This window comes from Duganella sp. SG902, assembly GCF_013376005.1.
Taxonomy (GTDB): domain Bacteria; phylum Pseudomonadota; class Gammaproteobacteria; order Burkholderiales; family Burkholderiaceae_D; genus Rugamonas.
Map to the genome: position 1 here is coordinate 39,451 of NZ_JABMJK010000021.1, position 14,270 is coordinate 53,720.

General features: G+C 64.7%; 11 protein-coding genes. All 11 read left to right on the plus strand.

What is annotated here, in order from left to right:
• Positions 1-11: 11 nt before the first annotated feature.
• The 11 genes from FHW83_RS27815 to FHW83_RS27865 all read left to right on the plus strand — a co-directional run bounded on the left by FHW83_RS27815 (position 12) and on the right by FHW83_RS27865 (position 14,049).
• Positions 12-416 (plus strand): DUF4124 domain-containing protein, encoded by a 405-nt coding sequence (locus tag FHW83_RS27815; RefSeq protein WP_176649604.1) that lies wholly within the window; start codon positions 12-14, stop codon positions 414-416.
• Positions 416-2,980 carry an FtsX-like permease family protein gene (locus FHW83_RS27820; RefSeq protein WP_229224388.1) on the plus strand — a complete coding sequence of 855 codons (2,565 nt, stop codon included), beginning with the start codon at positions 416-418 and terminating at the stop codon, positions 2,978-2,980. Before FHW83_RS27815 ends, FHW83_RS27820 begins: the two co-directional genes overlap by 1 nt.
• Positions 2,980-4,059 (plus strand): lipocalin-like domain-containing protein, encoded by a 1,080-nt coding sequence (locus tag FHW83_RS27825; RefSeq protein ID WP_176649605.1) that lies wholly within the window; start codon positions 2,980-2,982, stop codon positions 4,057-4,059. Before FHW83_RS27820 ends, FHW83_RS27825 begins: the two co-directional genes overlap by 1 nt.
• A gap of 61 nt (positions 4,060-4,120) precedes the next feature.
• Positions 4,121-5,953, plus strand: coding sequence for an ABC transporter transmembrane domain-containing protein (locus FHW83_RS27830; protein WP_176649606.1), 1,833 nt, complete (start codon positions 4,121-4,123; stop codon positions 5,951-5,953).
• A 22-nt stretch (positions 5,954-5,975) separates the two neighbouring features.
• The gene (locus FHW83_RS27835) at positions 5,976-7,061 is read left to right on the plus strand and encodes a low specificity L-threonine aldolase (RefSeq protein ID WP_176649607.1); all 1,086 of its coding nucleotides are present in this window, start codon (positions 5,976-5,978) and stop codon (positions 7,059-7,061) included.
• 15 nt (positions 7,062-7,076) lie between these two features.
• Positions 7,077-8,651, plus strand: a complete 1,575-nt coding sequence (locus FHW83_RS27840) for a DEAD/DEAH box helicase (protein WP_176649608.1) — start codon at positions 7,077-7,079, stop codon at positions 8,649-8,651.
• 56 nt (positions 8,652-8,707) lie between these two features.
• Entirely contained in the window at positions 8,708-9,679 is a 972-nt protein-coding gene (locus tag FHW83_RS27845) for a thymidylate synthase (protein WP_176649609.1), read from the plus strand.
• Positions 9,679-10,368 carry an alpha/beta fold hydrolase gene (locus tag FHW83_RS27850; protein WP_176649610.1) on the plus strand — a complete coding sequence of 230 codons (690 nt, stop codon included), beginning with the start codon at positions 9,679-9,681 and terminating at the stop codon, positions 10,366-10,368. The genes FHW83_RS27845 and FHW83_RS27850 overlap by 1 nt, the downstream gene beginning before the upstream one ends.
• Positions 10,369-10,521: 153 nt before the next feature.
• On the plus strand, positions 10,522-11,013 hold the full coding sequence (locus FHW83_RS27855; protein ID WP_176649611.1) for a dihydrofolate reductase: 492 nt from the start codon (positions 10,522-10,524) through the stop codon (positions 11,011-11,013).
• Between the two features lie 15 nt (positions 11,014-11,028).
• Complete coding sequence (locus FHW83_RS27860; RefSeq protein ID WP_176649612.1) at positions 11,029-11,601, plus strand: DUF4337 domain-containing protein; 573 nt, start codon at positions 11,029-11,031, stop codon at positions 11,599-11,601.
• Between the two features lie 195 nt (positions 11,602-11,796).
• Positions 11,797-14,049, plus strand: a complete 2,253-nt coding sequence (locus FHW83_RS27865) for an arginine/lysine/ornithine decarboxylase (RefSeq protein WP_176649613.1) — start codon at positions 11,797-11,799, stop codon at positions 14,047-14,049.
• Positions 14,050-14,270 lie beyond the last annotated feature (221 nt).

The window sequence follows — 14,270 nt, forward strand, 5'->3', positions numbered from 1 at the left end:
GCGAGGTTGAGATGAATGTCCTGATCGTTGCGGCGCTGGCCGGCGCCGTCTACAAATGCACGGTGGATGGCAAGATCACGTATAGCGATACGCCTTGCGCCGCCGGAACGGGCGTGGTGCTGGAATCGCCGGCGGCGCCTGCGGCCGATCCCGCCGCCGGCGCCGCCCTGCGGCGCCAACAAAAACAAGCCGACACACTGCAAAAAGCACGCCTTAAGCGCGAGGAGCAGGACGACCGCGACGCCGCGCGCGACGCCAAAGCAGCCGCCACGCAGCGCAAGAAGTGCGACCAGTTGCGGCTCAAGAAACGCTGGGCCGACGAAGACGCGCGCCGCGCCACTGGCCAGGCCACGGAAGCGGCCCGTCTTCGTGCCCAGCGCGCCGGCGAAGCAATGTCGCTGGAGTGCCCGCGCTGATGCCGGCCGCGTCGATGCGCCGCCTGTCGCGCTGGTTGCTGCTGGGCGAGTGGCGCGCGCATCCGGTGCGTGCTTTGGTGGCGATTGCCGCCATCGCGGTCGGCATCTCGCTCGGCTTCGCCATCCACCTGATCAACGCGGCCGCGTTCAACGAATTCTCGGCCGCCGTGAAAAGCCTGTCCGGCGTGGCCGACGTGCAGGTACGTGGCGCCGAGCCATTCTTCCACGAAGCCATATTTCCCGCCCTGGCCCAGCGCGATGGCGTGGCCGTCGCCTCGCCGGTGCTGGAACTGGAAGCCTCCGTCCCCGGCCAGCGCACCGCGTTGAAGGTGATCGGCATCGACGCCTTCCGCGCCAGCTTCGTGTCGCCCGACCTGCTTGGCACGCCGGCCGAAGACCGGCTTGAAGACACCCTGGCGGACGACGCCCTGTTTCTTTCGCCAGCGGCGCAGCAATGGCTGCAGCCTGCAGCCGGCGTGGTGACGCTGCAAGTCGCCACCAATGAGCTCAAGCTGCGCGTGGCCGGTCCGCTGCCAGGCGCGCGCGCCGGCCAGCGCATCGCCACCATGGACATCGGCGCGGCCCAGTGGCGATTCGAAAAACTCGGCCAGCTCTCGCGCGTCGATCTCAAACTGCGCAATGGCGTCAACCGCGAAGCCTTCAAGGCCCAGCTCCAGCAAGACCTCCAGCAGCGGTACCCCGGCCGCTTCCGCGTCAGCCAGCCCAACGACGAGGAACAGAACAACCGCAACGAAGGCATGAGCCGCGCCTACCGCGTCAACCTCACCGTGCTGGCGCTGGTGGCGCTGTTCACCGGCGCCTTCCTGGTGTTCTCCACCCAGGCGCTGTCCGTGATCCGGCGCCGCAGCCAGTTCGCGCTGCTGCGCGTGCTGGGCATGGACCGCCACCGCCTGCTGCGGCAGATCCTGATCGAAGGCCTGTGCCTGGGCGTGGCCGGTTCCGCCATCGGCATCGCCGCCGGCTACGGCATGGCCGCCGCCGCCCTGCACTTCATGGGCGCCGACCTGGGCGCCGGCTTCTTCGCCGGCGTGCGCCCGCAGGTGCATTTCACGCCGGTGGCCGCCGCCGTCTATTTCACGCTGGGGGTGGCGGTCGCGCTGCTGGGTTGCGCCGCGCCGGCGCTGGACGCGGCGCGCGCCAAGCCGGCGGTCGCGCTCAAATCCGGCACCGAGGAAGCCGCCATGTCGCGCCTGTCGCGCGCCTGGCCGTCGCTGCTGCTGATGGCGTTGGCCGCGCTGCTGTCGCAGGCGCCGCCGGTGTTCGAGCTGCCGCTGTTCGGCTATCTCTCGATCGCCCTGCTGCTGATCGGTGCCATCGGCCTGATGCCGCGCTTGGCCGCCATCGTATTCCGTCTGGCGCACCAGCGCTGGAGCGCAGCCACCGCCGGCAAACCGGGCGCCTCCGCCGTCATGACGCTGACCTTGTCGCGGCTGGCCAATGCGTCCGGCCAGGCCGGCATCGCGCTGGGCGGCGTGCTGTCCAGCTTCAGCCTGATGGTGGCGATGGCCATCATGGTGGCCAGTTTCCGCGTGTCGCTGGACGATTGGTTGCAGCACATCCTGCCGGCCGACATCTACGTCGGCGCGGCCACCGGCGGCGCCACCGCCGGCCTGCGCCCGGAACAACAGGCCACGCTGGCCGCCCTCCCCGGAGTGGCGCACGCCGACTTCCTGCGCACGCGCTCAGTGTCGCTGGCGCCCGACCGGCCGCCGGTTACGCTCATGGCGCGCAACGTCGATCCGGCCAATCCTTCGCGCTCGCTCGCCATCGTCGGCGAAGCGCGCACGCCCGCGCCGGGCACGCGGCCGGTCTGGGTATCCGAAGCCATGGTGGATTTATACGGCATGCAGGTCGGCCAGCGTGTGCAACTGCCGCTCAACGGCGGGATGCATCCGTTCGTCGTGGCCGGCGTGTGGCGCGATTACGCCCGGCCGACCGGCACCATCCAGATGCTGCTGAGCGACTACCGCGCCATTACCGGCGACACCGACGCCAGCGGCGTGGCCTTGTCGCTCAAGCCCGAGGCCAAGGCCGAGGACACACTGGCCGCGCTGAAACGCATGCCCTTCGCCGCCGCGCTGGAAGCCAGCGAACCTTCCGAGATCCGCGCCATGAGCATGAAGATATTCGACCGCAGCTTCGCCATCACCTACCTGCTGGAGGCCATCGCCATCGTCATCGGCCTGTTTGGCGTGGCCGCGACCTTCTCGGCGCAAACGCTGGCGCGCGCCAAGGAATTCGGCATGCTGCGCCACGTCGGCGTCACGCGCGGGCAAGTGCTGGCGATACTCGCCATCGAAGGCGGCTCCTTGACTGCGCTGGGCATCGCCACCGGATTTGTACTGGGATGGGTGATTAGCCTGATCCTGGTGTTCGTCGTCAATCCGCAATCGTTCCACTGGTCCATGCAACTGCACCTGCCCTGGCCCCTGCTGGGCAGCGTGGCCGGCCTGCTGCTGGCCGCCGCCGCGCTGACCGCGCTGCTGGCAGGCCGCCAGTCGCTGTCCGGTGGACCGATACGCGCTGTCCGGGAGGACTGGTAATGCCGCGTCGCCTGCTCACCCTCGCCGCCCTCGCGCTGTCTGCCTTCGCGCACGCGGCGGGGCCGGATTTCAAGGCGGTCACGCCGTTGCCGCCCGGCGCCGCCCTGTCCTTCCCCAAGGACTACGGCGCGCATCCGGACTACAAAACCGAATGGTGGTACGTCACCGGCTGGCTCAATACGCCGGACGGCAAGCCGCTCGGCTTCCAGGTCACCTTCTTCCGCAGCGCCACAGGCCATGACCGCGCCAACCCCAGCCAGTTCGCGCCCAAGCAGCTGATCATCGGCCACGCCGCCATTTCCGATCCGGCCAACGGCAAGCTGCTGCACGACCAGCGCAGCGCACGGGAAGGTTTCGGCCTGTCGTACGCCAAAACCGGCGACACCGACGTCAAGCTGGAAGACTGGCGCATGGTGCGTACCGCCGACGGCAGCTACGCCGTCCACGTCGAAGCCGCCCAGTTCAAATTCGATCTCAAACTGGCGCCGTCGCAGGCAGTGCTGCCGGAGGATGATCGCGGCTACTCGCGCAAGGGTCCGCGCCCCGGCCAGGCCAGCTACTACTACAGCGAGCCGCACCTGAAAGTTAGCGGAAATATCACACGCGGCGGCAAACCCACCGCCGTCAGCGGGTCCGCCTGGCTCGATCACGAGTGGTTCAGCGAATACGTCGATCCCAACGCCAATGGGTGGGACTGGATCGGCGCCAACCTCGATGACGGCGGCGCCATGATGGCTTTCCAGATCCGCGGCAAGACAGGTGCTAAACTATGGGCGCACGCGACATGGCGCGATGCTTCCGGTAAGATCACGCAGTTTGCCCCGGACCAGGTCAAATTTACCCCGCAAAGGCGGTGGCGTTCGCCCCGCACCAATGCCGAGTATCCCGTCGCGACCCAGCTCACCACCGGCAATACCGTGTGGGACATCGTGCCCTTGCAGGACGATCAGGAACTGGATTCGCGCCGTTCGACCGGCGCCGTGTACTGGGAAGGCGCGGTGACGCTGAGCCGGGACGGCAAGCCGGCCGGCCGCGCCTACCTGGAACTGACCGGCTATGTCCGGGCGATGAAACTGTAAGAACAATATAAAGCAGCACCAAACGTCAGATTAAGCATCTTTACGCAACCGCAGCCAGACAATGACCAACAGCACCACCGCCAGCACGATGTCCGCCGCCACACCGACCACGTCCCGGGAACTCAAGAAAGGCAGCCTGGCCACCTTGCGCGAGCTGCTGCCCTTCCTCGCGCCGTACACGAAACGCTTTGTCATCGCCGGCATCGCGCTGCTGGTGGCCGCCGGCGCCACGCTGGCGATACCGGCCGCGTTCAAGCAGATGATCGATCTGGGCTTCGGCGGCGGCGCGCGCAGCATCCAGCACGTGGACCTGGTGTTCCTGGCGTTGTTCGGCCTTGCCACCATCCTGGCGCTGGCGACGGCGGCCCGCTTCTACAGCGTCTCGTGGCTGGGCGAGCGCGTGACGGCCGATATCCGCAGCGCGGTCTACAAGCACGTCATCACGCAAAGCCCGGAATTCTTCGAAACCACGCAGACCGGCGAAGTCCTGTCGCGCATCACCACCGACACCACGTTGATTCAATCGGTGGTCGGCACCAGCATCTCGATGGCGCTACGGAATATGCTGCTGTTCATCGGCGGCCTGGTGATGCTGTTCGTGACCAGTCCCAAACTGTCGGCCATCATCATCGGCCTGCTGATCCTGACCGTGCTGCCGATCGTGATGTTCGGCCGCCGCGTGCGCAAGCTGTCGCGCGATTCTCAGGACCGGGTGGCGGATGCCTCCGCCATGGCCGGCGAAATCCTCAACGCCATGCCGACCGTGCAGGCCTTCACGCATGAACATCTGGAAGCCTCGCGCTTCGGCGGTTCGGTGGAAGGCGCGTTCCAGACCGCCATGAACCGCATCCGCGCGCGCTCCATCCTCACCATGCTGGCCATCGTGCTGGTGTTCGGCGCCATCGTGTTCGTGCTGTGGCTGGGCGCGCACGCCGTGCTGTCCGGCGAAATGACGGGTGGTGATCTGGGTCAGTTCATCCTGTACGCCTCGATCACGGCCGGCGCGATCGGCGCGCTGTCCGAGGTGATGGGCGAGGCGCAGCGCGCCGCCGGCGCCACCGAGCGCCTGCTGGAGCTGATGTCGGTCAAATCGAAGATCCAATCGCCGGCCACGCCGCTGCCGCTGCCGCCACGCGCCGCCAACGGCGCCGCGCTGACGCTGAACGACGTCACCTTCTCCTACCCATCGCGGCCGGAGACGCATGCGCTGAGCCACCTGTCGCTGGACATCAAGCCGGGTGAGACCGTGGCCGTGGTCGGCCCGTCCGGCGCCGGCAAGACCACGCTGTTCCAGCTATTCCTGCGCTTCTACGATCCGCAAAGCGGCAGCATCAAGCTCGATGGCGTCGACATCACCCAACTGGACCTCCGCACGCTGCGCGGCGCCATCGGCATCGTGCCGCAGGATACGGTGATCTTCTCGGCCAACGCCATGGAAAACATCCGCTACGGCCGCGCCGACGCCACCGACGAGGAAGTCATCGCCGCCGCCAGGCTGGCCGCCGCGCACGAATTCATCGAGCGCCTGCCGCAGGGCTATCAATCGTTCCTGGGCGAGCGCGGCGTGCGCCTGTCCGGCGGCCAACGCCAACGCATCGCCATCGCGCGCGCCCTGTTGAAGAATCCGCCGCTGCTGCTGCTGGACGAAGCCACCAGCGCGCTGGATGCGGAATCGGAACGGCTGGTGCAGAAAGCGCTGGAGGCGGCCATGGTCGGCCGCACCACCGTCATCATCGCGCACCGCCTGGCGACCGTGCAGCGCGCGGACCGCATCATCGTGATGGAAGACGGTAAAATCGTCGAAACCGGGACGCACGCATCGTTGGTGGCGCTGGGCGGCATCTACGCCAACCTGGCGGCGCTGCAGTTCCATAACGTGCACGTGGAGCATTGAGCGTATCTTTCAGGAGCACGCCATGACCGACGCAGAATTGAAGCAAAGCTGCCGCCAGCACCTGCCGGGCCACCGCGCCCTCTCGCCCGCCGAATTGTTCGCGGCCATGGGCGACTGGTGCCAGGCGCGCGACATCGCGCATGATGTTTACGGCAGCGGCACGCTGATACAAGAATTCGAACAGAAGATCGCGCGCCTGCTGGGCTTTGAGGCGGCGGTATTCTGCATCACCGGCACCATGACGCAGGCGACCGCGCTGCGCATCGCCTGCGCGGAGCGCGGCAGCAAGCTGGTGGCGCTGCATCCGACCTCGCACATCCTCAAGCATGAACGCGGCAATCACCAGTTGTTCGACCATTTCCATGCGCTGCAGATCGGCGATCCGCATCGTCCCTGGACGCTGGCCGAGCTGCAGGGCATTCCCGACAAGCTGGGCGCCGTCTCGCTCGAGTTGCCGGCGCGCGAGATCGGCGGCCAATGCCCGAGCTGGGACCAGCTGGAAGCCATCAAGGCGTATGGACGCGAGCAAGGCATCCACCTGCACATGGATGGCGCGCGCCTGTGGGAGACCGCCGCCGCATACGGCCGCCCGGTGAACGAGATCGCAGCGGGCTTCGACAGTGTCTACGTTTCGCTGTACAAGGGCGTCGGCGGCATGGGCGGCGCCATGCTGGCCGGTAGCGCGGCGTTTGTCGCCAAAGCGCAGGAGTGGTTCCGCCGCCAAGGCGGCAATGTCTATCAGCGCACGCCCTACGTGGTGGCCGCGGCCATGCAGTTCGACGCCCGGCTGGCGGCGATGCCAGATTACTTCAAGCGCACGCAGTGGCTGTACGACGTGCTGCGCGAATACCCGCTGCTGGTGCCGAATCCAGCGACGCCGCAGGCGAACATGCTGCACCTGCATCTGCCGGTGAGCCGCGATCGCGCGCTCGAAATCCGCTCACGCATAGCCGAGCAGCACAGCGTATGGCTGTTCAATGGCGCCAATCACGCGGCGCTGCCGGAGCGCTGCTCGGTCGAACTTTACATCGGCGACAATCTGCTGCATCTGCCGGACCAGCGCGTGCGCGAGATTCTGGCCTTGTGGTCGGACGCGCTGGCCAACTAATTCTTTGGATTTCACATGACTTTTCAAGCACTGGGTCTGATCGACCCTTTATTGCGCACGCTGGGCGAATTGGGCTACAAGCAGCCGACGCCCGTCCAGAAGCAAGCCATTCCCGCCGTCCTGGAGGGCCGCGATGTGATGGCGGCCGCGCAGACCGGCACCGGCAAGACGGCCGGCTTCGCGCTGCCCATCCTGCAGCGTTTGACGCTGGACGGCGTCACCGGCCCGCAGTGCGTGCGCGCGCTGGTGCTGGTGCCGACGCGCGAGTTGGCCGAGCAGGTTTTCGAGAGCTTCCGCAGCTATGGCGGCAATCTGCCATTGCGCAGCGCCGTGGCGTACGGCGGCGTCGATATCGCGCCGCAGATCGCCAAACTGCGCAAGGGCCTGGACGTGCTGGTCGCCACGCCAGGCCGTTTGATCGATTTGCACGATCAGGGCGCGATCAGCTTCGAGCTGCTGCAAACACTGGTGCTGGACGAGGCGGACCGCATGCTGGATCTGGGCTTTGAGCGGGATCTGGATATTTTGCTGGAGGCTTTGCCCAAGCAGCGCCAGACCTTGCTGTTCTCGGCCACATTCTCCGATGAGATCCGCAAACTGGCCAAGGGCATGCTGCGCGATCCAGTGCAGATTCAGGTGGCGGCGGCAAATACGGCGGTGAAAACCGTCAAGCAGTGGCTGGTCACGACCGACAAGCGCCGCAAGCCGGAGTTGTTCCTGCATTTGCTGAACAAGCTGGGTTGGGGCCAGGCGCTGGTGTTCGTCAAGACGCGCAAAGGTGCGGAAGCACTGGTGAAGGAGCTGCAGGAGCGCGGCCTCACCGCCGACGCCATCCACGGCGACAAGACGCAGCCTGCGCGCCTGCGCGCGCTGGACCGCTTCAAGCGCAAGGAGGTGCAGTTGCTGATCGCCACCGACGTGGCGGCGCGCGGCCTGGATATCGAGGCGCTGCCGCTGGTGGTCAATTTCGATCTGCCGACGGTGGCGGAGGATTACATTCACCGCATCGGCCGCACCGGCCGCGCCGGCATGCAGGGCGAGGCTGTGTCGCTGGTGTGTGCGGATGAAGTGGACATGCTCAAGGCGATTGAGACGCTCATCAAGCAAATCGTGCCACGCTTCGAGGAAGCTGGCTTCGAAGCCGACCACCGCGTGCCGGAGACGGCGCCGAAAGGCAGCGCAGCCGCCGTGCAGAAGCTGTCCGCGCCCGGCGCTGGCAAGGCGGCGGGCAAGCCGGCCGCCGGCGCCAAGCGACCTGCCGGCGCGCCGGCGGGGGGCAAGACGCCGACCAAAGTCGAGGCGCGTCCGGCTGGCGGCAGCGAGTCGCTGGGCACCTACATCGCACCGGAGAAAACATCCAAAGCCTCCGGCCGCGATCGCGCGGCGGGAGGCGGCAAAGGTTCCGGTCCGCGCGGCGGCGCCTTCGGTGGCGCGCCATCCGGCGGCCGGCCGTTCGGTGCGGGCGGCGGCTCGGCGCCAAAAGGTGCGGTGGTGGTGGCTGGTGGACGCGGCGCCAAGTCGCAGGCTCGCTCCGCCGGCCGCGCAGCGGCGCAACCGGGCGGGCGCAAATCCAAGCCCGGTTCGCGCTAGGCGGCGCCCTGCTAAAATAGCCCTCTTTTGAGCGACACCCCATGTTGGAGAACTGAATGCAGCAATACCAGGAATTGATCCAGACCGTCATCGACACCGGCAGCTGGCAGGACAACCGCACCGGCATCCGTACGCTCAGCGTGCCGGGCGCCATGATGCGCTTCGACCTGACCAAAGGTTTCCCCGCCGTGACGACCAAGAAGCTGGCGTTCAAATCCGTGGTGGGGGAACTGTGCGCCTTCCTGCGCGCCTCGCGCAGCGCGGCCGACTTCCGCGCGCTCGGTTGCAAGGTCTGGGACCAGAACGCCAACGAAAACCAGCAATGGCTGGACAATCCCTACCGCCTCGGCACCGATGACCTGGGCCCGGTCTACGGTGTGCAGTGGCGCCAGTGGCCCGGCTACAAAGTGATCGAGGCCGATCAGGAAGCACAACTGGCCAACGCGCAAAAGAACGGCTTCACCATCGTCGCGCCGATTGAAGAAAACGGCGTGCGGAAAGTCCTGCTGCACAAAGCCATCGACCAGCTGCGCGAGTGCCTGGACACTATCGTGAATAACCCGAGCAGCCGCCGCATCCTGTTCCACGGCTGGAATCCGGCCGTGCTGGACGCCGTCGCCCTGCCGGCCTGCCACCTGCTGTACCAGTTCATTCCGAATCCGACCACCAGGGAACTGTCGATGTGCCTCTACGTGCGCTCGAACGACCTTGGCCTCGGCACGCCGTTCAACCTGGCGGAAGGCGCCGCGCTGATGCACCTGGTCGGCCGCCTGACCGGCTACACGCCGCGCTGGTTCACCTACTTCATCGGCGATGCGCACATCTACGAGAACCACATGGACATGGTGCGGGAGCAGCTCAAGCGCGAGCCATTCCCGCTGCCGCAGCTGATCATCTCCGACCGCGTGCCGTCGTTCGCGCAGACCGGCAAGTACGAGCCGGAATGGCTGGAAAAAATCGAGCCATCCGACTTCGCGCTGGAAGGCTACCAGCACCACGCGCCGATCACCGCACCAATGGCGGTTTGATGCGGTTGGATTTTGTACCGGGCACGCTATGCGATGAGCGCATGTGGGGCCGCCTGCTGCCGCTGCTGGGCGACGGCTTTGAATTCAACCATGTTCCGCTACACAAGGCGCGCTCGCGCGCGCAGATGCAGGAACTGATCGGCGCCCACGCGGCGCCCAAAGCCAACCTGGTGGCGTTCTCGCTGGGCGCCTACCTGGCGGTGGAATTCGCGCTGGCCAATCCGGATCGCGTGAACTCGCTGGTGATCATCGCCAGCTCCGCCAAGGGCTTGCAGGAAAAGGAAAAAGCCACACGCCTGCGCATCATCCCGCTGCTGGAAAAGAACCACTACACCGGCATGACGCAAATGCGCCTACGCGAAATCCTCGCGCCTGAACATATGGATGATCCGGCCATCGTCGACGTGATTCAAGCCATGGCCGTGGAACTGGGCAAGGACGTGCTGCTGACCCAATTCCGCACCACCATCGAACGTCCGGACCTGATGAGCCGCACCGGCGAACTGCGCTGCCCGGTGATGATCGTCGCCTCCGAGCAGGATAAACTGGTGCCAGCAGACGACGTCCGTGAATTCACCACCTACAATCCAGCCGCGCAGCTGCATATCCTCACCGAAGGCACCGGCCACATGATCCCACTGGAAGCCCCGCAAGCACTGGCGGCGCGCCTGTTGGCGTTCTATTTATAACGGTAGCGCTCTGACACGCAATCGAAAATATCGTGGTCATTAAGCCTTTTTCGACCACAAACTGATGAGCCGTCATTCCCGCGCAGCGCAAACACCACTCCCCGCACCGATGAATTTCAACGATAATATCGGCTCTTTATTGCACAAATGAACATGAGCAAACTGACCATCATCGTCGCCACCGACGCCAAAAACGGCATCGGCATTAACAACACGCTGCCGTGGAAGCTGCCGGAGGATCTGGCCCATTTCAAGCGCCTGACCACCGGCCACCCCATCATCATGGGCCGCAAGACGTTTGATTCGATCGGCCGGCCGCTGCCGAACCGCCGCAACATCGTCATCACGCGCAATGCGGACTGGCGGCATGAGGGCGTGGACACCGTCGGCTCCATCGAGGCCGCCATCGCCCTGCTGGATGGCGCCGAAGGCTTTGTCATCGGCGGCGCCGAGATCTACAAGCAATCCATGCAACTGGCCGACCAGTTGATAATTACGCAAATCGCCCACACCTTCGACTGCGATGCCTTCTTCCCCGAGATCGACGCCGACGCGTGGCAGGAAACCGCGCGCGAGGAACACGTCTCGGCCGCATCCGGCTTGCAATACGCTTTTGTCACCCTGCGCCGCAAGGCGCGCGTTTAAGTTTAGAGGATACCCATGTCTGGCCAAGGCTTCCACGTACACGGACCACACGATCACGCAGTCGAACACGCCGCCCACGGCAACGACGGCTTCTCCAACAACATCGCCGTGATGACGGCCATCCTGGCCACGGTGGGCGCGGCGTTCGGCTATCTGGGCGGCGCCACCCAGAACGACGCGGCCCTGTTCAAGAACAACGCCGCCATCGACAAGACGCAGGCCGCCAACAGCTGGAACTACTACCAGGCCAAGTCGGCCAAGCAGAACCTGGCCGAGCTGGCCATGACCCTGCCTGGCGTCGATCCGAAACGCTACGAAGCGGAAGTGGCCCGCTACAAGAAAGAGAAGGAAGACATCAAGAAGGAAGCCGAGAAGTGGGAGGAATCCTCCAAGGAGTGGAACCACAAGTCGGACGAGGCCATGCACAAGCACCACCAATGGGCGCTGGCCACCACCGCCGAGCAGATCGCCATCTCGCTGGCCGCCATCACCCTGCTGACCCGCAAGAAATGGATGATGGGCCTGGCCTACGGCGTGGCCGGCGTCGGCATCGTGCTAGGCGCGATGGCCTGGTTCGGTGGTCATTGAACAACATTGCATGAACGGCATGGCGCGGCTGTAATCAGGGCGTCATGTCAACAAGGCATTCTGGTACGATAATTTTTTTCCCGCAGAGCCGCTATTTCTGCGAGAATCCCGTTCTTATTTTTTGCGGCCTACCGGTCGCGCCCTAGTCCGCCCCTCCACACAGGTCAGGGGCGGCTTGCTTTTTTGGAGACATGCATGAAATTTCGTTTCCCCATCGTCATCATTGACGAGGATTTCCGTTCCGAGAACACGTCCGGCCTGGGCATTCGCGCCCTGGCCGACGCGATGGAAAAAGAAGGCATGGAAGTGGTGGGCGTGACCAGCTACGGCGATCTGGCCCAGTTCGCGCAGCAGCAATCGCGCGCGTCGGCCTTCGTGCTGTCGATCGACGACGAGGAGTTCGGCTCCGGCTCGGTGGAGGACACCGACACCGCGCTGAAGTCGCTGCGCGCCTTCGTCGAGGAAATCCGCTACAAGAACGCCGACATCCCGATCTACCTGTACGGCGAAACCCGCACCTCGCGCCATATCCCGAACGATATCCTGCGCGAGCTGCACGGCTTCATCCACATGTTCGAGGACACGCCGGAATTCGTGGCGCGCCACATCATCCGCGAAGCCAAGTCCTATCTGGACGGCCTGGCGCCGCCGTTCTTCCGCGCGCTGGTGGAATACGCCAACGACGGCTCCTACTCGTGGCACTGCCCGGGCCACTCGGGCGGCGTGGCCTTCCTGAAGTCGCCGATCGGCCAGATGTTCCACCAGTTCTTCGGCGAGAACATGCTGCGCGCCGACGTCTGCAACGCCGTGGAGGAGCTGGGCCAGCTGCTGGACCACACCGGCCCGGTCGCCAAGTCCGAGCGTAACGCCGCGCGCATCTTCAACGCCGACCATTGCTACTTCGTCACCAACGGCACCTCGACCTCCAACAAGATGGTGTGGCACTCGACCGTGGCGCCGGGCGACATCGTGGTGGTGGACCGCAACTGCCACAAATCCATCCTGCACTCGATCATCATGTGCGGCGCGATCCCGGTGTTCCTGATGCCGACCCGCAACCACCTTGGCATCATCGGCCCGATCCCGCTGGAAGAGTTCTCGATGGAGAGCATCATGCGCAAGATCGAGGCCAACCCGTTCGCACGCAGCGCCGTGAACAAGAAGCCGCGCATCCTGACCATCACCCAGTCGACCTACGACGGCGTGGTATACAACGTGGAAACCCTGCGCGAGCTGCTGGACGGCCAGATCGACACCCTGCACTTCGACGAAGCCTGGCTGCCGCACGCCACCTTCCACGATTTCTACAAAAACATGCACGCGATCGGCAAGGACCGTCCGCGCGCCAAGGAATCGATGATCTTCTCGACCCAGTCCACCCACAAGCTGCTGGCCGGCCTGTCGCAGGCCTCGCAGGTGCTGGTGCGCGAGTCGGAAACCGTCAAGCTGGACCAGGACGCCTTCAACGAGGCTTACCTGATGCACACCTCGACCTCGCCGCAGTACTCGATCATCGCCTCCTGCGACGTGGCCGCGGCCATGATGGAAGCGCCGGGCGGCACCGCGCTCGTGGAGGAATCCATCCTGGAAGCGCTGGACTTCCGCCGCGCCATGAAGAAGATCGACCAGGAATGGGGCAAAGACTGGTGGTTCAAGGTGTGGGGTCCGGACGAGTTCGCCGAGGAAGGCATCGGCTCGCGCGAAGACTGGATCATCAAGGCGGAGGACGACTGGCACGGCTTCGGCAAGCTGGCGCCGGGCTTCAACATGCTGGACCCGATCAAGGCCACCATCGTCAACCCAGGTCTGTCGCTGGACGGCAAGTTTGACGAGACCGGCATCCCGGCGTCCATCGTCACCAAGTACCTGGCCGAGCACGGCGTGATCATCGAAAAGTGCGGCCTGTACTCGTTCTTCATCATGTTCACCATCGGCATCACCAAAGGCCGCTGGAATACTCTGCTGACCGCACTGCAGCAATTCAAGGACGATTACGATAAGAACCAGCCGATGTGGCGCATCCTGCCGGAGTTCGCGGCCGCCAATCCGACCTACGAAAAAATGGGCCTGCGCGATCTGTGCCAGCAGATCCACGATTTCTACAAGGCATATGATGTGGCACGTCTGACCACCGAGATGTACCTGTCGGACATGGTGCCGGCCATGAAGCCGTCGGACGCGTTCGCCAAGATGGCGCACCGCGAGATCGAGCGCGTCGCCATTGACGAGCTGGAGGGCCGCATCACCTCCATCCTGCTGACGCCTTACCCGCCCGGCATCCCGTTGCTGATTCCAGGCGAGCGCTTCAACAAGACCATCGTTGACTACCTGCGCTTCGCGCGCGACTTCAACGAGCGCTTCCCGGGCTTCGAGACCGATGTGCACGGCCTGGTCAAGCGTGAAGTGGATGGCAAGCGTGGTTACTTCGTGGATTGTGTCAAACAGTAAACCGCATCGCAGCAAAAAAATCGGGCAGCCAATTGGCTGCCTTTTTTTTCGCCCGCACGCCATGAAAATTTACATTTTCAGTACAAAACGTCGCGTGGAATATACATTTCTAGAAAAAAATTGTTGTTAGTGTTCAAAAAACTATAAGACCAAGATCGCTCTTTTTACGCTAACTTCGGTTAACTGTATTCCAAAAAGCGTAATGTTGTCACTATTAAAAA

Coding starts and splice junctions, on each gene's coding strand:
- FHW83_RS27850 (WP_176649610.1), top strand. CDS start 9,679: ATGCGGTTGGATTTTGTACCGGGCACGCTATGCGATGAGCGCATGTGG.
- FHW83_RS27845 (WP_176649609.1), top strand. CDS start 8,708: ATGCAGCAATACCAGGAATTGATCCAGACCGTCATCGACACCGGCAGC.
- FHW83_RS27825 (WP_176649605.1), top strand. CDS start 2,980: ATGCCGCGTCGCCTGCTCACCCTCGCCGCCCTCGCGCTGTCTGCCTTC.
- FHW83_RS27860 (WP_176649612.1), top strand. CDS start 11,029: ATGTCTGGCCAAGGCTTCCACGTACACGGACCACACGATCACGCAGTC.
- FHW83_RS27815 (WP_176649604.1), top strand. CDS start 12: ATGAATGTCCTGATCGTTGCGGCGCTGGCCGGCGCCGTCTACAAATGC.
- FHW83_RS27835 (WP_176649607.1), top strand. CDS start 5,976: ATGACCGACGCAGAATTGAAGCAAAGCTGCCGCCAGCACCTGCCGGGC.
- FHW83_RS27855 (WP_176649611.1), top strand. CDS start 10,522: ATGAGCAAACTGACCATCATCGTCGCCACCGACGCCAAAAACGGCATC.
- FHW83_RS27830 (WP_176649606.1), top strand. CDS start 4,121: ATGACCAACAGCACCACCGCCAGCACGATGTCCGCCGCCACACCGACC.
- FHW83_RS27865 (WP_176649613.1), top strand. CDS start 11,797: ATGAAATTTCGTTTCCCCATCGTCATCATTGACGAGGATTTCCGTTCC.
- FHW83_RS27820 (WP_229224388.1), top strand. CDS start 416: ATGCCGGCCGCGTCGATGCGCCGCCTGTCGCGCTGGTTGCTGCTGGGC.
- FHW83_RS27840 (WP_176649608.1), top strand. CDS start 7,077: ATGACTTTTCAAGCACTGGGTCTGATCGACCCTTTATTGCGCACGCTG.